The 19,048-nt window shown below is 53.9% G+C and carries 20 protein-coding genes; 3 read left to right on the top strand and 17 right to left on the bottom strand.

The genetic code is table 11. The features are described from left to right. The 11 genes from nlpD to cysD all read right to left on the bottom strand — a co-directional run. Positions 1 to 836 (bottom strand): murein hydrolase activator NlpD (gene nlpD / locus FDW95_RS07305; RefSeq protein ID WP_349290502.1); only part of this gene is annotated, 836 nt, incomplete at its 3' end. Positions 837 to 1,022: 186 nt separating this feature from the next. Further along, positions 1,023 to 1,649, bottom strand: coding sequence for a protein-L-isoaspartate O-methyltransferase (pcm, locus tag FDW95_RS07300; protein ID WP_096755923.1), 627 nt, complete (start codon positions 1,647 to 1,649; stop codon positions 1,023 to 1,025). After that, positions 1,643 to 2,404: a 5'/3'-nucleotidase SurE gene (gene surE / locus FDW95_RS07295; RefSeq protein ID WP_115257613.1), complete on the bottom strand. Its 762-nt coding sequence runs from the start codon at positions 2,402 to 2,404 to the stop codon at positions 1,643 to 1,645. The genes pcm and surE overlap by 7 nt, the downstream gene beginning before the upstream one ends. Next, complete coding sequence (gene truD, locus FDW95_RS07290; RefSeq protein WP_115257612.1) at positions 2,385 to 3,434, bottom strand: tRNA pseudouridine(13) synthase TruD; 1,050 nt, start codon at positions 3,432 to 3,434, stop codon at positions 2,385 to 2,387. Before truD ends, surE begins: the two co-directional genes overlap by 20 nt. Beyond that, entirely contained in the window at positions 3,431 to 3,910 is a 480-nt protein-coding gene (ispF, locus tag FDW95_RS07285; protein ID WP_096755920.1) for a 2-C-methyl-D-erythritol 2,4-cyclodiphosphate synthase, read from the bottom strand. Before ispF ends, truD begins: the two co-directional genes overlap by 4 nt. A 139-nt stretch (positions 3,911 to 4,049) precedes the next feature. After that, complete coding sequence (gene ispD / locus FDW95_RS07280) at positions 4,050 to 4,745, bottom strand: 2-C-methyl-D-erythritol 4-phosphate cytidylyltransferase (protein ID WP_096755919.1); 696 nt, start codon at positions 4,743 to 4,745, stop codon at positions 4,050 to 4,052. A gap of 18 nt (positions 4,746 to 4,763) precedes the next feature. Then, a complete protein-coding gene (ftsB, locus tag FDW95_RS07275; RefSeq protein WP_003034163.1) occupies positions 4,764 to 5,075 on the bottom strand; it encodes a cell division protein FtsB in 312 nt (103 codons plus the stop codon). A 219-nt stretch (positions 5,076 to 5,294) separates the two neighbouring features. Beyond that, positions 5,295 to 5,618: a DUF3561 family protein gene (locus tag FDW95_RS07270; RefSeq protein ID WP_115257611.1), complete on the bottom strand. Its 324-nt coding sequence runs from the start codon at positions 5,616 to 5,618 to the stop codon at positions 5,295 to 5,297. 49 nt (positions 5,619 to 5,667) lie between these two features. Then, on the bottom strand, positions 5,668 to 6,273 hold the full coding sequence (cysC, locus tag FDW95_RS07265) for an adenylyl-sulfate kinase (RefSeq protein WP_115257610.1): 606 nt from the start codon (positions 6,271 to 6,273) through the stop codon (positions 5,668 to 5,670). Beyond that, positions 6,273 to 7,700 carry a sulfate adenylyltransferase subunit CysN gene (gene cysN, locus FDW95_RS07260; RefSeq protein ID WP_115257609.1) on the bottom strand — a complete coding sequence of 476 codons (1,428 nt, stop codon included), beginning with the start codon at positions 7,698 to 7,700 and terminating at the stop codon, positions 6,273 to 6,275. Before cysN ends, cysC begins: the two co-directional genes overlap by 1 nt. Before the next feature lie 9 nt (positions 7,701 to 7,709). Continuing rightward, on the bottom strand, positions 7,710 to 8,618 hold the full coding sequence (gene cysD / locus FDW95_RS07255; protein ID WP_003034152.1) for a sulfate adenylyltransferase subunit CysD: 909 nt from the start codon (positions 8,616 to 8,618) through the stop codon (positions 7,710 to 7,712). A 254-nt stretch (positions 8,619 to 8,872) separates the two neighbouring features. Here cysD and FDW95_RS07250 point away from each other — a divergent pair, with 254 nt between their 5' ends. Further along, on the top strand, positions 8,873 to 9,910 hold the full coding sequence (locus FDW95_RS07250; protein ID WP_096755914.1) for an aminopeptidase: 1,038 nt from the start codon (positions 8,873 to 8,875) through the stop codon (positions 9,908 to 9,910). Positions 9,911 to 9,963: 53 nt separating this feature from the next. Here FDW95_RS07250 and cysH read toward each other — a convergent pair whose 3' ends face one another. The 3 genes from cysH to cysJ all read right to left on the bottom strand — a co-directional run bounded on the left by cysH (position 9,964) and on the right by cysJ (position 14,306). Beyond that, positions 9,964 to 10,698: a phosphoadenosine phosphosulfate reductase gene (gene cysH / locus FDW95_RS07245; protein ID WP_137363458.1), complete on the bottom strand. Its 735-nt coding sequence runs from the start codon at positions 10,696 to 10,698 to the stop codon at positions 9,964 to 9,966. Positions 10,699 to 10,794: 96 nt separating this feature from the next. Beyond that, positions 10,795 to 12,507 (bottom strand): assimilatory sulfite reductase (NADPH) hemoprotein subunit, encoded by a 1,713-nt coding sequence (cysI, locus tag FDW95_RS07240; RefSeq protein WP_115257607.1) that lies wholly within the window; start codon positions 12,505 to 12,507, stop codon positions 10,795 to 10,797. After that, on the bottom strand, positions 12,507 to 14,306 hold the full coding sequence (gene cysJ / locus FDW95_RS07235) for an NADPH-dependent assimilatory sulfite reductase flavoprotein subunit (protein WP_115257606.1): 1,800 nt from the start codon (positions 14,304 to 14,306) through the stop codon (positions 12,507 to 12,509). The genes cysI and cysJ overlap by 1 nt, the downstream gene beginning before the upstream one ends. Positions 14,307 to 14,611: 305 nt before the next feature. On the opposite strand from cysJ, the gene queD reads away from it, so the two are divergent. After that, positions 14,612 to 14,974, top strand: a complete 363-nt coding sequence (gene queD, locus FDW95_RS07230) for a 6-carboxytetrahydropterin synthase QueD (RefSeq protein ID WP_115257604.1) — start codon at positions 14,612 to 14,614, stop codon at positions 14,972 to 14,974. A 94-nt stretch (positions 14,975 to 15,068) separates the two neighbouring features. Here the strand turns inward: queD and queE are convergent, their stop codons facing one another. The 3 genes from queE to FDW95_RS07215 form a co-directional block, all read right to left on the bottom strand. Then, positions 15,069 to 15,740, bottom strand: coding sequence for a 7-carboxy-7-deazaguanine synthase QueE (gene queE, locus FDW95_RS07225; RefSeq protein WP_115257603.1), 672 nt, complete (start codon positions 15,738 to 15,740; stop codon positions 15,069 to 15,071). Positions 15,741 to 15,811: 71 nt separating this feature from the next. Then, entirely contained in the window at positions 15,812 to 16,501 is a 690-nt protein-coding gene (locus FDW95_RS07220) for an N-acetylmannosamine-6-phosphate 2-epimerase (RefSeq protein ID WP_115257602.1), read from the bottom strand. After that, on the bottom strand, positions 16,501 to 18,057 hold the full coding sequence (locus FDW95_RS07215) for a PTS transporter subunit EIIC (protein WP_115257601.1): 1,557 nt from the start codon (positions 18,055 to 18,057) through the stop codon (positions 16,501 to 16,503). The genes FDW95_RS07220 and FDW95_RS07215 overlap by 1 nt, the downstream gene beginning before the upstream one ends. Positions 18,058 to 18,222: 165 nt before the next feature. On the opposite strand from FDW95_RS07215, the gene FDW95_RS07210 reads away from it, so the two are divergent. Beyond that, the gene (locus FDW95_RS07210) at positions 18,223 to 19,047 is read left to right on the top strand and encodes a MurR/RpiR family transcriptional regulator (RefSeq protein ID WP_115257600.1); all 825 of its coding nucleotides are present in this window, start codon (positions 18,223 to 18,225) and stop codon (positions 19,045 to 19,047) included. Position 19,048: the final 1 nt, after the last annotated feature.

Below are 19,048 nucleotides of genomic sequence, written 5' to 3'. Positions count from 1 at the left end.
CAGTAAGTTGGCAGCATCACCGCCTGTCCCTTACTGCCTGCAATGTCGATCCCTTTATTGCCACCTTCGGTAGCCGCAAAGTTTTCAATCACTTTACCGTCAGTCGGCCAACGCCAGGTGGAGATTGGCGCACTGGTAGACGTTGAGCTTGCAGTCGATTCGGTTGCGCTAACTGCTGGTGCCGTTACTGGCGCTGTGACAACTGTCCCAGCAGGCTTGTTGTTCGGCAACATTTTGTTAGCACTTTGTTCACCTGAATCCTCAGAATACGTAATTGTTGGTTTCGAAGCAACAGCGACGGTGGAATTTTGTGCAGGGTTGGTCACAACTCCTTGCTGTGCTGCATCCGCCTGGGTGATGGCATTGCCGCCGGTAATCGGCGCACCCGATGCGTTGCCCACTTGCAGAGTTTGTCCCACATTCAGGCCATACGGGGCCGGAACGTTATTGCGTTGTGCGAGGTCACGGAAATCGTTCCCGGTTATCCAGGCAATATAGAAAAGTGTGTCACCTTTCTTAACTGTATAGGTGCTGCCGCCGGTATAGCTCCCTTTCGGAATGTTCCCATACTTACGGTTGTACACAATGCGTCCGTTTTCCGTCTGCACTGGCTGTTCAGCAACGGGCTGAATTTGTGTTGACTGCGTGGTTGGACGCTGCACCGGTTGGATCTGCGGCGTTTGCTGTGCAGTCGCCGTCGTGCCCATTTTAGGTGGAGGCGTGATTAGCATGCCAGAATTGGTGTTCGTTGGCGCACCGCCATCAACAGAGTTGACCGGCGCAGGCGGATTCGAGGTGTTAGAACAGCCTGCCAGCCATAACGAAACCAGTGACAATGCCGCCATGCGGCGAACGGTAAATTTGTGGCTTCCCGCGCTCATTTATCCCCCAGGAAAATTTGGTTAACAACCAGTGACGTAATCACCGTGCAAGGCATCGGGCTGGACACTGGAAAACGTGACCACGATACGCTTACTAATTCCAGAATATCCAGGAAAACTCCAGGTATTCAGAACCTATATCTACGCTAACTCCCCTTTAACTAAGGGTACGAAGCGTACAGCCTCCACGGTATCGATAATAAATTCGCCTCCCCGACGACGCACCCGTTTCAAATACTGGTGCTCGTCGCCCACGGGTAAGACGAGAATGCCGCCTTCATCCAACTGCGTCATTAACGCGGTAGGGATTTCCGGCGGTGCTGCTGTCACAATGATGGCGTCAAACGGCGCTCGTGCCTGCCAGCCTTGCCATCCATCACCATGACGGGTCGAAACATTATGTAAATCAAGCTGTTTCAGACGACGACGCGCCTGCCACTGCAAACCTTTAATGCGTTCGACAGAACACACATGCTGCACCAGATGCGCCAGAATCGCTGTCTGGTAACCGGAACCGGTGCCGATTTCCAGCACCCGCGATTGTGGCGTCAGCTCAAGCAACTCGGTCATACGTGCGACCATATAAGGCTGCGAAATCGTCTGCCCCTGACCAATGGGCAGGGCGATGTTTTCCCAGGCCTTATGTTCAAACGCCTCATCAATGAATTTTTCACGCGGCACGGCGGCGAGCGCATCAAGGACAAGCTCATCTCTGATGCCCTGCGCACGTAATTGTTCAAGAAGAGTGTGTACGCGTCTGCTTACCATTGCGTGTCGACTCCCACGCTGTCCAACCAATCAGAAACAACCTGATGCGCGCCGTATGCGGTTAAATCAACATGCAGCGGCGTGACAGAAACATAGCCTTCATCGACGGCAGCAAAGTCCGTATCCGGCCCGGCATCGCATTTTTCGCCCGGCGGCCCAATCCAGTACAACGTGTTACCGCGCGGGTCCTGCTGTGGAATAACCTGATCCGCCGGATGGCGACTGCCGCAGCGGGTAACGCGAATACCTTTAATCTGATCCAGCGGCAAGTCCGGGACGTTGATATTCAGAATACGCCCGGTACGCAGCGGTTCGCGGCTCAGCGCACGTAAAATGCGGCAGGTAATTGCGGCTGCGGTATCGTAGTGTTTATGACCATCCAGTGAGACCGCCAGCGCGGGAAAGCCCAGGTGCCGGCCTTCCATCGCTGCCGCAACGGTTCCAGAATAGATAACATCGTCACCCAGATTAGGACCGGCGTTAATCCCGGAAACTACGATGTCCGGACGCGGACGCATTAATGCGTTTACGCCCAGATAGACGCAGTCGGTAGGCGTGCCCATTTGCACGGCGATATCACCGTTTTCATAGGTGAAGGTGCGAAGCGAAGATTCCAGCGTCAGCGAGTTAGACGCGCCACTGCGGTTACGATCCGGGGCAACTACCTGTACGTCAGCAAACTCACGCAGCGCTTTCGCCAGCGTTTGTATACCGGGCGCGTGGACCCCATCATCGTTACTCAGCAATATACGCATAATCACCCGTTGTGTTAATAAGTTCCCTTACTACACTGGTGGCAAAGCTACCTGCCGGTAGCCAGAAGCGTAACTCAACGGTTACGTCATCCCACCAGTTCCAGCTTAATTGTTGTGGGTACAGCAGCATAGCGCGACGCGATGCGTCGACTTTCTCACGCAATAATAAAGACTGCAGCACGCTTTCATCGGCAATGGCGGCCTGTTCAAACGCCAGCGCATCGCGCTGAGTTCCCCACTCACCGCAGCCGGGTAATGCCGCTGTAATCATTAATTCTCTTTCATTAACGCGACGCTGTAATTCAGCCTGTTCTTCAGGAGTGGCAACAAACCAACTTCCGCGTCCAGACAATTGTAGCGCATCGCCGTCAACAACTTGATTAAAGTCTGTTTTTTTCAATCGTTCATTGACTATTTGATTAAACAACGCGCTACGGGCTGCCGACAACCAAAAACTGCGTTTATTGCGATCGCGCACCGGTGCATCGCTTTGCGCCCAGCGCAGCGCCCCTTGCAGGTTACTGCCGGCGATGCCAAAACGTTGGGCACCAAAATAGTTCGGTACGCCGCGCTCGAGAATAGCCTGCAAACGTGCTTCAACGTCAGCGCGATCGCTGACTTCACGCAGCACCACCGTAAAGCCGTTACCTTTCAGGGCACCTAAACGCAGCTTACGCTTGTGACGGGCGTACTCCAGCACTTTACAGCCTTCAAGCTCAAATTTGCTTAAATCAGGCATGACATTGCCCGGCACGCGCGCGCACAGCCACTGTTCAGTGACCGCATGCTTATCTTTCTGCCCGGCGAAGCTGACTTCACGGGCATGAATTTTCAAAAACTTTGCCAGTGCATCGGCGACAAAACGAGTGTTACAGCCGTTCTTCAGGATGCGTACCAGAACGTGTTCGCCTTCTCCGTCCGGTTCAAAGCCTAAATCTTCGACCACCACAAAGTCTTCTGGATTCGCCTTCAATACGCCACGGCCCTGCGGTTTACCGTGGAGATACGTCAGATTTTCAAACTCTGTCATTTTGCAGCCTTTATGAGTAACGCCACCGCTTCACAGGCAATCCCTTCCCCACGCCCGGTAAAACCGAGTTTCTCCGTGGTGGTCGCTTTCACGTTAACATCATCCATATGACAGCCAAGATCTTCGGCAATAAACACGCGCATTTGTGGAATGTGCGGCAGCATCTTCGGTGCCTGCGCAATAATGGTCACATCCACATTGCCGAGCGTGTAGCCTTTGGCCTGAATACGACGCCAGGCTTCACGTAATAATTCGCGGCTATCTGCCCCTTTAAAGGCCGGATCGGTGTCCGGGAACAGTTTACCGATATCGCCCAGCGCTGCCGCGCCCAGTAGCGCATCAGTCAGCGCATGTAACGCGACGTCGCCATCAGAATGCGCCAGCAGCCCCTTTTCGTACGGGATGCGCACGCCACCAATGATAATTGGGCCTACGCCGCCAAAGGCGTGTACATCAAAACCGTGTCCAATTCGCATTATGCATTCTCCTGATATACACATCATCCTTCAAGCGGCCTCTTTGTTGGCTGCCTTTGTTCACCCCAGTCACTTACTTATGTAAGCGCCTGGGGATTCACTCAGTAGCCGCCTCGATGCAGCTTGAATGATTTTGTGTCTAGATTCTTCGGGTCAGATAAAATTCCGCAAGCGCCAGATCTTCCGGACGAGTAACTTTAATATTATCAGCGCGTCCTTCGACAAGCTGTGGATGAAAGCCGCAATATTCCAGCGCCGAGGCCTCATCAGTAATGGTCGCGCCTTCGTTGAGTGCTCGGGCCAGGCAGTGGTGTAATAACTCGCGGGGGAAAAACTGCGGCGTCAACGCGTGCCATAAGTCAGTACGTTCGACCGTATGGGCAATGTCAGTTTTGCCCGGTTCCGCGCGTTTCATGGTATCGCGCACCGGTGCGGCAAGGATCCCACCTGTACGACTGGTTTCGCTTATCGCCAGTAAACGAGATAAATCGTCCTGATGCAGGCACGGTCTGGCTGCATCATGCACCAGCACCCAGCGGGCATTTCCAGTGGCCTGCAAACCGGCCAGCACTGAATCGGCGCGCTCATTGCCGCCATCCACCACGGTGATTTGCGGGTGCGCTGCCAGAGGAAGTTCTGCAAAGCGGCTGTCGCCAGGGCTGATAGCAATGACGACATGCGTCACCCGGGGATGCGCCAGTAGCGCAGCAACCGAGTGTTCAAGAATGGTTTTATTGCCGATGGAGAGATACTGCTTAGGACACTCCGATTGCATTCGGCGGCCAAATCCGGCAGCCGGTACCACGGCGCAAACGTCCAATAAAGTGGCTGCCATGTTAAATCCTTGGCTGGTTTATCGATTGTTTTGCCCTGCAGTCTGAGCGCGTTTAGACGCGTCAGGCACCAGACGATAAAAGGTTTCGCCCGGCTTGGTCATGCTGAGTTCGTTGCGCGCACGCTCTTCAATCGCTTCCTGACCGCCATTGAGATCGTCAATTTCGGCAAACAGCTGATCGTTACGCGCTTTAAGTTTCGCATTTGTCGCTTGCTGCGCAGCCACATCATCGTTGACGCGGCTATAGTCATGTATGCCGTTCTTACCGAACCACAGCGAATACTGAAGCCAGACCAATAAAGCCAGCAACAGCAGCGTTAGTTTACCCATCCTGCCCCCTGAAAAACGGCATCATCATCCCAAAACATCCGCAGACGACTCTCCGTCTACAGGCGGGAATACCGCGACAACGCGGGCAAATGTACCACATTTGCTCGTTGTTACGTATACCCCGTGTAAGGAGAACATAATCTCATTGTTGGTTACGGTTTGAATTATGACCAGTCCGCGTTTCAGCCTCAGTAGCCATATAAAGAGAAGGGAGATAACCTAGCCCAGCAGCCACATAAACAATACCCCAAACATCAGCCCCACCGTCAGCAGGGTACACGTCATGCTCAGGAACAGTCGTCCCTTCAATAACGAGTGCAGGGCGATTCCCGCCACAATCGCGACAGGCAGCAATGCAAGGAAAAACGGCCAGGTATAGAGGAAGAAAAACAGCGTGTTAGGGCCATACATAAGACATGGAATGCCCAGCGCCAGCAACCACGCCACAAAACCGACCACGGCCCCCGGTAGTGACCAGATGGTTTCGTCGTCGACATTGAAGGTGTCTGACTCTGCAATAGTAATGTTATGGCTGTTACGCATAGCTAATCCTGTGACCTTGACTGACCGAGCCGATAAGCTCGGGGATGTCTCAGGATCTGATAATATCTTGCTGCCTCAGCAGGTCTAATAATTGAGGAACCAAATTTGTTACCAATTGTTCACCATCAAGGTGAATCTCTGGCGATTCAGGCGCTTCGTACACCGCGTCAATTCCGGTGAAATTGCGCAGTTCACCCGCTCGCGCTTTTTTATACAGCCCTTTCGGATCGCGGGCTTCGCATGTCGCCAGCGGCGTATCGACAAACACCTCGATAAAACGCCCCTCGCCGACGCGCTCGCGGACCATTTGCCGCTCAGCGCGATGCGGGGAGATAAATGCCGTCAGCACCACCAGCCCGGCATCCACCATCAGGCTAGCGACTTCCCCCACCCGCCGGATGTTCTCTTTGCGATCGGCGTCGCTAAAACCCAGATCGCTGCACAGGCCATGGCGCACATTGTCGCCATCCAGCAGATAGGTACTGACGCCCAGATTGTATAGTGCTTCTTCCAGCGCCCCTGCCACCGTCGATTTACCCGAGCCGGAGAGCCCGGTAAACCACAGCACAACACCACGGTGACCGTGGCGTTGCTCTCGCTGTTGCGGCGTAACGGGATGGGCATGCCAGACGACGTTTTCGTCATGCTGCGCCATTACTTTCCTCCCAGCAAGTCGCGTGCATTCCAGTGCGGGAAGTGACGACGTACCAGTGCATTCAGTTCCAGTTCAAACGCGCTGAACGGGGATGTCGTGGCCTGTTGCTGCTCGATGGGTTCGCGGATCAGTCCCGCACCCACGGTGACGTTGGTCAGGCGGTCAATAATAATCAGGCCGCCCGTCACCGGGTTATGCTGATAGGTGTCCAGTACCAGCGGTTCATCAAACGTCAAATTAACCAGGCCAATACCATTCAGCGGCAACGCGTCGACCTCACGCTGAGTCAGGTTATTGATATCAACCTGATACTGCACGTTATCTACGCGGGCACGCGTCTTTTTGCCCGCAACTTTGATGTCATAGCTCTGACCTTCCGACAGCGGTTGTTCCGCCATCCATACCACGTCAACGGCAGCATGCTGTACCGCAGGCAACACTTCGCGAGCATCCAGCAACAGGTCGCCACGGCTGATGTCGATTTCATCTTTCAGTACCAGTGTAATCGCTTCGCCCGCATGCGCTTCCTGGAGGTCGCCGTCAAAGGTGACGATCCGCGCGACGCTTGATTCAACGCCAGACGGCAGCACTTTGATTCGCTGGCCTACCGTTACGCGACCGGAGGCAAGAGTTCCGGCATAACCACGAAAATCCAGGTTAGGGCGATTCACATACTGTACCGGGAAACGCATCGGTTGGGCCTCAACAGCACGCTGGATCTCTACCGTTTCCAGTACCTCCAGCAGCGTCGGGCCGCTATACCATGGCATGTTTTTACTCTGGGAGGCCACGTTGTCGCCTTCCAGCGCAGAAAGTGGCACAAAGCGAATATCCAGATTGCCCGGCAACTGTTCGGCAAAGGTCAGATAATCTTCGCGAATGCGGGTAAATGTTTCTTCGCTGAAGCTCACCAGATCCATTTTATTGATCGCCACCACCAGATGTTTGATCCCCAGCAGCGTGGAGATAAAACTGTGGCGGCGAGTCTGGTCCAGCACACCTTTACGTGCATCAATCAGCAGGATCGCCAGATCGCATGTGGACGCACCGGTGGCCATGTTCCGGGTGTACTGCTCATGCCCTGGCGTATCGGCGATAATAAATTTGCGCTTCTCGGTGGAGAAATAGCGGTAGGCCACGTCGATGGTGATCCCTTGCTCACGCTCGGCCTGTAACCCATCAACCAGCAGCGCCAGATCCAGTTTCTCACCCTGGGTACCATGACGTTTGCTGTCGTTATGCAGCGTTGAGAGCTGATCTTCGTAAATCTGGCGCGTGTCGTGCAGCAGGCGGCCAATCAGCGTGCTTTTCCCGTCATCCACGCTGCCGCAGGTTAAAAAGCGCAGCAGGCTTTTGTGTTGCTGGGCAACCATCCAGGCTTCAACGCCGCCTTCATTAGCAATTTGTTGTGCAAGTGTCGTGTTCATGGCGGCTCCTTAGAAATACCCCTGACGTTTCTTCAGCTCCATGGAGCCCGCCTGGTCGCGGTCAATCACGCGGCCCTGACGTTCACTGGTGGTTGAGACCAGCATTTCTTCGATAATTTCCGGCAGCGTCTGCGCGTTTGACTCCACGGCGCCGGTAAGCGGCCAGCAGCCAAGCGTGCGGAAACGCACCATGCGTTTTTTGATAACCTCACCGGGTTGCAGATCGATCCTGTCGTCATCGATCATCATCAGCATGCCATCACGTTCCAGCACCGGGCGTTCCGCGGCCAGGTACAGCGGTACAATGTCGATATTTTCCAACCAGATGTACTGCCAGATATCCTGTTCAGTCCAGTTCGAAAGCGGGAACACGCGAATGCTTTCGCCTTTGTTAATCTGCCCGTTGTAGTTGTGCCACAGTTCCGGACGCTGGTTTTTCGGGTCCCAGCGATGAAAACGATCGCGGAAGGAATAAATTCGCTCTTTGGCACGCGATTTCTCTTCATCGCGGCGGGCACCACCGAACGCGGCGTCAAAGCCGTATTTGTTCAGCGCCTGCTTCAGCCCTTCGGTTTTCATGATGTCGGTATGCTTGGCGCTGCCGTGGACAAACGGGTTAATCCCCATCGCCACCCCTTCCGGGTTTTTATGCACCAACAACTCACAGCCGTAGGCCTTGGCTGTACGGTCACGGAATTCATACATCTCGCTGAATTTCCAGCCGGTGTCCACATGTAGCAACGGGAACGGCAGCGTGCCGGGATAAAACGCTTTGCGCGCCAGATGCAGCATTACGCTGGAGTCTTTGCCGATGGAATACATCATCACCGGATTAGAAAACTCGGCGGCCACCTCACGAATAATATGGATGCTTTCCGCTTCCAGTTGCCGCAGGTGGGTAAGTCGTTTTTGATCCATAACCGTTCCTATGTAATGCCGTTATTGTTCTAACGATGCTCAGATAACTCGACTATAGGGAGGGCAAGAGAACGAATGAAATTACGAATTGGAATGAGTAGTTCCTCAAAGGAATAACGATCTGGAAAAGCAAATATCAAAAAGTGCTTAAGCCGCCGGATTTCGGGCATTTAGGAGCAAATGAAATTGTTTTACCCCGATCACGGTTTCATACTAGCGGGTAAAAATTTATGCTTGGTATTTAAGGACTCACTATGTTTTCCGCATTGCGCCACTTTCCTGCTGCCCTGGCGCTCGGCGTGTGCTTTATCCTTCCCGCACAGGCAACCTCTTCGAAGCCCGGAGATATCGCCAACTTCCAGGCCCGCCATATTGCAACGTTTTTTCCTGGCCGCGTGACGGGCTCGCCTGCAGAAATGTTGTCTGCCGATTATTTACGTCAGCAGTTTCAGCAGATGGGATACAGCAGTGATATTCGGACGTTTAATAGCCGCTATGTGTATACCGCCAAAAATAACCATAAAAACTGGCATAACGTAACGGGTAGCACGGTAATTGCAGCACATGAAGGTAAGGCACCGCAGCAGATTATTATTATGGCGCACCTTGATACCTACGCGCCGCAAAGCGATGCCGACTCCGATGCCAATCTCGGTGGATTAACGCTGCAAGGGATTGACGATAACGCGGCGGGTCTCGGCGTGATGCTGGAACTGGCAGAAAAACTCAAGAATGTCCCGACCGAGTACGGCATCCGCTTTATCGCCACCAGCGGAGAAGAAGAAGGCAAGCTCGGCGCAGAGAACGTACTCAAACGCATGAGCGCCGCCGAGAAGAAAAATACGCTGCTGGTGATTAATCTCGATAACCTGATCGTCGGCGATAAGCTCTATTTCAACAGCGGGCAAAAAACACCTGAAGCGGTTCGTAAGCTCACGCGCGACCGGGCGCTGGCTATTGCACGCAGTCGCGGTATCTCCGCCAGCACTAATCCCGGTCTGAACAAGAACTACCCGAAAGGCACTGGATGTTGTAACGATGCGGAGGTGTTCGACAAAGCGGGGATTGCCGTGCTCTCCGTCGAAGCCACCAACTGGAATCTGGGTAACAAAGACGGCTATCAGCAGCGAGCCAAAACCGCCTCATTCCCTGCAGGCAACAGCTGGCACGACGTTCGACTGGATAACCAGCAGCATATTGATAAAGCGTTACCCGGCCGTATTGAGCACCGCAGTCGCGACGTGGTACGCATTATGCTGCCACTGGTCAAAGAGCTGGCAAAGGCGGGCTAATTCACCCGTATCCTGCCCGGTAGCATGCAGATGCTTACCGGGCCTGTTACCGATTACCCTTCGTGCAATCCGCACTCCCGCTTCAGTCCGAAGAAGCGCGTCTCTTCTTCCGCCATGCCCGGTTCCCATTTACGGGTGGTGTGGGTATCGCCTACCGACAGATAGCCTTGCTCCCACAGCGGATGATACTTCAGCCCGTGTTGTTGCAGGTACTGGTACACCGTGCGGTTGTCCCAGTCGATGATCGGCAGCAGTTTGAACACGCCACGCTGGATAGCCAGTACCGGCAAATGGGCACGACTGCCGGATTGCTCACGACGCAGGCCGGCAAACCAGGTTTGCGCATTGAGTTCTTGCAGCGCCCGGTTCATCGGCTCGACTTTGTTGATGTCATTGTATTTCTCAATGCCTTCAACGCCCTGTTCCCACAGTTTGCCATAGCGCGCTTCCTGCCAGGCGGCACTCTCTTTTGCCCGGTAAACCTGCAGATTAAGTTTGAGCGTGTCCGTTAACTCGTCAATAAACTGGTAGGTTTCCGGGAACAAATAGCCGGTATCGGTAAGGATCACCGGGATATCCGGGCGAATCTGATTCACCAGGTGCAGGCTAACCGCCGCCTGAATACCAAAGCTTGAAGAGAGCACGTAGTCGCCGGGCAGATTCTCCAGCACCCACGCCACACGATCCTGCGCGCTCAGTTTTTCCAGCTGGCTGTTGGTTTCCGCCAGCGCCATGACGCGCTCAACTTTTGGTAGGTCGTTTAATGCGTGTAGATCGAGTACGGACATGATTACCTCATCCTATGCCTGATGGTGCTGCGCTTATCCGGCCTACGCAGTCGGTAGGCCGGATAAGGCATTTATGCCGCCATCCGGCAATTCAGGTTATTCCCAGAAATCCCGGGCGGGATCGAGCACCGGGCGAATAATGCCCGCACGCACCGTAAAATCGCCGAAGCCTTCACCCGCTTCACGCTCTTTTGCCCAGCGCCCAATCAGTTCATCCAGCAAGGCCAGAATTTCTGTCTCGGTGATGTTCTCTTTGAACATCCGTGGAATACGCGTCCCGATACGGTTACCCCCCAGGTGCAGGTTGTAACGTCCCGGCGCTTTCCCGACCAGGCCGACCTCTGCCAGCATGGCACGACCACAACCGTTCGGGCAGCCCGTCACGCGCAGCACAATGTTTTCGTCGCTCAACGCGTATTTCGCCATCAGAGCGTCAATGCTGTCGATAAACGTCGGCAGGAAGCGCTCTGCTTCCGCCATCGCCAGCGGACAGGTCGGGAACGAGACGCAGGCCATCGAGTTTTCACGCTGCGGAGTCACGGCATTCATTAAGCCGCTCTGCTGCGCAATCTTCTCGATCTTCGCCTTCTCGCTTTCCGGCACACCGGCAATGATCAGGTTCTGGTTGGCGGTAATACGGAACTCGCCTTTGTGGATCTTTGCTATCTCCAGTAACCCGGTTTTCAGCGGACGTCCCGGATAATCCAGAATACGGCCATTCTCAATAAACAGCGTCAGGTGCCATTTTTTGTCGATGCCCTTCACCCAGCCGATACGATCGCCGCGACCGGTAAACTCATACGGGCGAATCGATTCAAATTTGATGCCCGCCCGGCGTTCCACTTCTGCCTTAAAGGTCTCAACGCCGACGCGCTCCAGCGTGTATTTGGTTTTGGCGTTTTTACGGTCGGTACGATTACCCCAGTCGCGCTGGGTAGTCACCACTGCTTCCGCAACGGCCAGCGTGTGCTCCAGCGGCAAATAGCCAAATTCACTGGCGGTACGCGCGTAGGTTTTCTTGTTACCGTGCTCAATAGACAGCCCACCGCCAACCAGCAGGTTGAACCCCACCAGTTTGCCGTTTTCTGCCACCGCGACGAAGTTCATGTCGTTGGCATGCAGATCGATATCGTTCTGCGGCGGAATAACCACCGTCGTTTTGAACTTACGCGGCAGATAAGTTTGACCGAGGATCGGCTCTTCATCGGTGGTGGCGACTTTTTTCTGATCCAGCCAAATCTCTGCATACGCCCGGGTGCGCGGCAACAGGTGTTCAGAGATTTTCTTCGCCCACTCGTAGGCTTCCGCGTGTAACTCGGACTCGTACGGGTTGGAGGTACACAACACGTTACGGTTCATGTCGTTGGCGGTCGCCAGCGCGTCCAGTCCGACCGAGTTGAGCATCTGATGCACCGGCTTGACGTTCTTCTTCAGAATGCCGTGAAACTGAAAGGTCTGACGGTTGGTCAGACGGATGCTGCCGTAAATCGTGTTGTCATGAGCAAACTTATCGATCGCCTGCCATTGTTTAGTGGTGATGACCCCGCCCGGCAGACGGCAGCGCAGCAGCATTGCATGACGTGGCTCCAGCTTCTGCTCGGCGCGCTCGGCGCGAATATCGCGGTCATCCTGCTGGTACATACCGTGAAAACGGATCAGCAGAAAGTTATCACCTTTAAAACCGCCGGTGAGGCCGTCATTTAAATCTTCCGCAATGGTGCCGCGCAGATAGTTGCTTTCCAGCTTCATACGTTCAGCGTCGGACAGCTTACCTTCGACCACCAGTGGCCCTGGATGTTTTTCACTCATTAGTAGACATCTCGCTGATAACGGCGCTCAACGCGCAGCTCACTTAAAAATTCATCCGCCGCTTCGGTATCCATCGCACCGAATTCGGCAATCACTTCCAGCAAAGCCTGCTCAACGTCTTTCGCCATGCGATTGGCGTCGCCGCAGACATAAATGTGCGCCCCGTCATTAATCCAGCGCCACAGTTCCGCACCTTGTTGGCGCAGTTTATCTTGTACGTAGACTTTTTCTTTTTGGTCGCGTGACCAGGCGAGATCGATCCGGGTAAGTACGCCCTCTTTGACGTAGCGCTGCCACTCCACCTGGTAGAGAAAATCTTCGGTAAAGTGCGGATTGCCAAAGAACAGCCAGTTTTTACCTGTCGCTTCATCGGCAGCACGCTGCTGCATAAAGGCGCGGAACGGTGCAATTCCCGTCCCCGGCCCAATCATAATGACCGGTGTTTCAGGATTGGCTGGCAGGCGGAAGTTGTCGTTATGTTCAATGAACACACGTACTTCACCTTCTTCGCCAACGCGGTCGGCGAGGAAGCTCGAGGCTCCGCCGGCACGCGCACGGCCTTCGACGTCAAACCGCACGGCACCGACAGTCACGTGTACTTCGCTTTCGACTTCCGCCTGTGAGGAGGCTATTGAGTACAGGCGCGGGGTCAACGGACGCAGCAGACCGATTAACGCTTCCGCGTCCAGCTGCGCCGGAGAAAAGCGCAGCATGTCGACGATAGGCGTGGTGGCGGCATAGTGTTGCAACTGCGCTTTATCGCCCACCAGCGGCAGCAACGTTTCACTGCGCGTTAAGGTGGCGTAATTTTCTACAATATTGGCTGTGTTAACCGTCAGTTCGAAGTGCCACTGCAGCGCGTCGGTAAGCGGTAGCAATTTACCATCAACCGTGACCGGCTCGTCGCCTTTCAGCCACAGCAGTTCAACAATCTCTTTGACCAGCGCCGGATCGTTTTGATACCACACGCCGAGCGCGTCGCCGGGCTGATAGCGCAGGCCGGAATCGCCCAGATCGATTTCGATATGACGCACGTCTTTTTCGGAGTCACGACCGGTGATTTTCTGATTCACGGAAAGCGACGCGCTAAGCGGCGCTTCTTTAGTGTACGGACTGGTATGCACCTCGTTAATCGCACCGCTCGCAGCGGCCTGTACAGAAGGTGCAGCAGGCGCTCGTGCCTTCAACACATCAACCAGACGGGCGCGCCACTGCGCAGCTGCCGGTTGATATTCAACATCTGCATCTACACGATCCAACAAGCGTTCACCGCCAAGCTCCGCCAGTTTGCTGTCGAAGTTTTTGCCAGACTGACAGAAAAACTCATAAGAGGTATCGCCAAGGCCAAACACGGCGAAGGCGGTATTTTCAAGTTTCGGCGCTTTTTTAGAGAACAGGAATTTATGCAACGCCACCGCTTCTTCCGCCGGCTCACCCTCTCCCTGCGTCGAGGCCACCACGACCAGCAATTTCTCGTTGGCAATATTTTTAAATTTATAGTCGCCGGCATTGATCAGGGTGACATTGAGCTTCGCGGCAATAAGATCGTCACGCAGGGCTTCCGCCACACGGCGCGCATTACCGGTCTGCGAGGCGGAGATGAGCGTGATCCCCGGCATTTCGGCAGCAGGTGCAGGAATAACCGCATTAGCGCCCGGCTGCTGATTCAGCACGCCCCAGAAATAGCCAGAAACCCACGCAAGCTGCGCGGGCGAGAGATCGGTCGTGGCCGCCTGAAGGCGTGCCAGCTGTTCCGGGTTTAGCGGAAGCAAAGCGGAAAGTGGGGCCTGTGTCGTCATGCGTTGTCATGTTCCAGTAAGCAAAGCGGATTTAAGCAATAAAACCCAAACTGAAGATAAGGTTAACGGCGAGAATAGTAACAATTAAAGAAGGGATAGAAATAACAAATAACCAAATGGACTAACCTGTTTTAGCTATAGTTATTAACGGCAAAACAGATTTAATAACCATATGATATATAAATAGTTATTTGATATTGATTGCGCGAATGCACTATCAGGATACCCAGCGCCCGTTTAACTAATGATAAAATTCGTATTATAAGGTACCCTACGGCGGTTTTTTGCATTCTTGAGAGTAGATAATGTCCACCACCCTGTTTAAAGATTTCACCTTCGAAGCCGCTCACCACCTGCCGTACGTACCAGAAGGGCACAAATGTGGCCGTCTGCATGGTCACTCATTTATGGTGCGTCTTGAAATTACGGGTGAAGTCGATCCCCATACCGGTTGGATTATGGACTTTTCCGAGTTAAAAGCGGCATTTAAGCCGACGTACAATCGCCTTGATCACTACTATTTGAATGATATTCCGGGTCTTGAGAATCCGACCAGTGAAGTACTGGCGAAGTGGATCTGGGATGAGATGAAACCGCTGGTTCCGCTGCTGAGCGCGGTGATGGTAAAAGAGACCTGCACGGCGGGCTGCGTCTATCGCGGCGAGTGATTCAGAGTCATTGCCGGATGGCGGAGCGTCTTATACGGCCTACACGTATCTACAAGCGTAGGCCGGGCAAGCGAAGCGCACCCGGCAAAATTTATCAGGCAATATTCAGATATTTATGCGTTTGCATCGACAGACGCCAGTTACGCGCAATGCAGGTATCAATACACAGGCGCGTGGCATCATCCTTCTGACTGATCGGCTGTAAAGCAATGATGCGCGGCTTATCATCGGTCAACGTCGCCAGCAGTTCATCCAGTGCTTCAATGTCGCGAACACGCCCCACCGGGTGCTTGATTTCATTGGCGCGTTCCAGCGCCTGAGATAACACGTCATAGCCGCCGCGCATATTCACCTTGGGAGAGACAGTCACCCAAGTGTTCGGCGTACAGCGTACTTCATGCGTGCCGCTGGTTTCAATCTGGCAGCTAAAGCCATTCTTTTCCAGCAAGTCGGTCAGCGGCATCAGGTCGTGAATGCAGGGTTCACCACCGGTGATCACCACATGGCGGGCGGTATAGCCCTGACGCTGAATCACAGCCAGCAGATCTTCGCCGCTCGCCGCGCCCCATTTATCGCTCTCTTTAGTCTTGGCCAGGATGCTGTAAAGCGAGACTTCCCGATCCTCAAGCTTATCCCAGGTGTGTTTGGTATCGCACCAGGCACAGCCAACCGGGCATCCCTGTAAACGAATAAAAATGGCGGGGACGCCGGTAAAATAACCCTCACCTTGCAGGGTCTGGAACATCTCATTAATCGGGTACTGCATAGTCTTCTCAATGTGGGGATAAACGATAATTATCGCAGATCCCCGCCAAAGTATCATGCCCGATCGTTGCTTTACGAGGCGATCGCCGTGACAAAGCGTGCCGTTATTTGTTGCGGACGGGTGATTGCGCCCCCAACCACTACGGTATGCGCGCCTAATGCCAGACAGTGTGCAGCCCGTTCAGGGGTGTCTACATTCCCCTCTGCCACTACCGGCAGGCTGACTGCAGCCAGTACCTCACGTAAAAAACCACAGTCGTTATCCGCGAGCACATGCCCGCGCGTCTCTGCCGTGTAGCCATAAAGCGTCGTACCCACGCAGTCAAAACCCAGTCGTTCTGCGGTGACGGCTTCGTCTACGCTGGCGATGTCCGCCATCAACAGCACTGACGGGTAGCGTGCGCGAATCTGCATAACCAACGCGTCCAGCGTTTGCCCACCGGGACGTGGGCGCGCAGTCGCATCAAGGGCAATAATTTCCGGCTCAACGGTCATTAACTCATCCACTTCCTTCATAGTGGCGGTGATAAACACGTCGCTACCCGGATAATCACGTTTGATGATGCCAATGATCGGCAGTGCGACGCTTTCTTTAATGGCGCGAATGTCCACGACGCTGTTCGCACGGATACCGACAGCCCCTCCCCGTGCTGCCGCCAATGCCATCCGTGACATGATAAACGGGCTGTGCAGAGGCTCATTTTCCAGCGCCTGACAGGAGACAATTAACTTACCTTTCAGCGTATCCAGTACAGTTTTCATTACGATAAAATCTCTTCAACTTCATTTTTGATAATGGTGACGTGCGGGCCATAAATCACCTGAACACCATTGCCACGAATAATCACGCCACGCGCCCCGGTTGCTTTCAGTGCGGCTTCATCAACCTTGCTGCCATCTTTCACCGTCACGCGTAGTCGCGTGGCGCAACAATCCACCTCTTCCAGATTCTCTTTGCCCCCCAGTCCGGCAACCACTGCTGCGGCACGTTCGCTTTGAGGCAACGCATTTTCTACTAACGTTGCGTTCTCACGACCCGGCGTCATCCAGCCAAAGCGGTTGATCAAATAGCGGAAGGTGAAGTAGTACAGGAAGAACCACGGCACGCCCACCATAGGCACGTACATCCAGTTGGTTTTCGCTTCGCCCTGCAATACGCCAAAGAGGATGAAATCGATCAGTCCTCCCGAGAAGGTTTGCCCGATGGTGATATGTAAAATATGGGCAATCATAAATGCCAGGCCATCGAAGAAGGCGTGAATGACATATAACACGGGTGCCACGAACAAGAAGGAGAACTCAATAGGCTCAGTGATGCCGGTCAGGAAGGAAGTCAGCGCAGCAGACAGCAGCAGACCCGCGACAACTTTTTTGTTCTCTGACTTCGCCGTGTGGTACATCGCCAGACATGCCCCAAGCAAACCGAACATCATGGTAATGAAGCGCCCGGACATAAAGCGGGAGGTACCCACATAGAACTGCTGAGTGTTCGGATCGGCAAGCTGAGCGAAGAAAATACGTTGTGTGCCTTCCACTAATTGGCCGTTAACGATTTCACTGCCACCGAGTGCCGTCGTCCAGAATGGCAGATAAAAGATATGATGCAGACCCAGTGGACCAAGCATACGCAGGATAAAACCGTACAACAGCGTTCCCAGATAACCCGTTGCATCAACAAGGCCACCCAGTCCAAATATGAGTTTCTGGAAATGGGGCCAGACCACCGTCATTGCGGCACCGACTGCAATCGCCGCAAGCGAGCTAATGATCGGAACAAAGCGCGAGCCGCTAAAGAAACCCAGAAACTGCGGTAGCGAGACTTTATTAAAGCGACTGTGCAGCGCGCAGGTAACAAGGCCTATCACCACACCACCAAACACACCCGTTTCCAGCGTCTGGATACCCAGCGTCATTCCCTGACCAACAGCACCTGGGTTCTCATGCGCCAGCGTCCCGTTCAGGATCAGCAAAGCGTTGATAGTGGCATTCATCACCAGAAACGCCAGCAGCGCGGCAAGCCCCGCAGTGCCTTTATCCGTTTTCGCCAGACCCACTGCTACACCAACCGCAAAAAGCACCGACAAGTTGGCGAACACAATGGATCCCGCGCTGGTCATGATAGTGAAGATAGCCTGCAACCAGTCAACATCTAAAAACGGGTAAGCCGTCAACGTGTTGGGGTTTGATAATGCACCACCAATACCCAGTAACAGCCCCGCAGCAGGTAATATCGCAATTGGCAGCATAAACGATTTGCCAAACCGCTGTGCCTTTTCAAACCACGTCCCTGACGACGCGCCGCTAAACATATTCATCATTTTTTCATTCCCCTGACAATTGATGAAAATTTTTACCACAAATAATTTTATAAATGAAAATTATCATCAAAAATCTGGAAGTAGATCATACTTTTTTGAAATGACTGGCATCTCTCCCCCGCTTTCCGCCACACTATCGCCAGAGAAACGTATTAAGGATTTTGCATGCCTGAAAATGAAAACCTGCTGCTGAGACTGCGCCAGGGCGTAGACGGATACAGCCGTACACAGCAGAAGCTGGGTGAGTTTGTGCTGAGCGATCCGGCAAAAGTTGTCTATCTAACGATTACCGAACTGGCGCGCGAAAGCGACACCAGCGAGGCCAGCGTCACGCGTCTGTGCCGCACGCTAGGATGTAAGGGCTATAACGAATTTAAGATGGCGCTGGCGCTTGATCTCCAGCACGGACAGCCGATCGAACACGGCGGCGATGAGATTGACAATGTGGTCAATGAATCCGTGCAGGCCTTGCAGGACACCGCAAAGTTACTCGACAGGACATTACTCGAAGCCGCCGCCCTCGCGCTGCACCAGGCCCAGTCGGTACAGATTTATGGCGTGGCGGCCAGTGCGATTCTGGGGGAATATCTGCATTACAAACTGTTACGTCTGGGCAAGCCCGCACAACTGTTCAGCGACATGCATCGTGCCGCCATGAATGCCACTACGCTTTCCAAAGACTCGCTGGTGGTGGCAATTTCCAGTTCAGGCTCCACTCGCGATCTGCTTCATGTCGTTAAACTTGCGCGTAAGCATGGCGTCCCCGTACTGGCGCTGAGCAACACGCCGCGCAGTCCGCTGGCTTCACTGAGTGATATCCAACTGGTTGCAGCCAAACCCGAAGGACCGCTGAGCGCTGGGGCGCTCAATGCCAAAGTGGGCGTAATGTTATTAGTTGAATTGCTCACCACATCGCTTATCGCGCTGGATGAAAAGTACAGCGATGTGAGTCAGCAAACCGCCAGTGCGACGCTGCCGCTGCTACTTTAAA

It is taken from the genome of Citrobacter sp. wls718 (genome assembly GCF_005280945.1).
GTDB classification, from domain to species: Bacteria; Pseudomonadota; Gammaproteobacteria; order Enterobacterales; family Enterobacteriaceae; genus Citrobacter; species Citrobacter gillenii.
The sequence above is the reverse complement of the archived record's forward strand: the minus strand, read 5'-3'. Positions and strand labels throughout refer to the sequence as shown.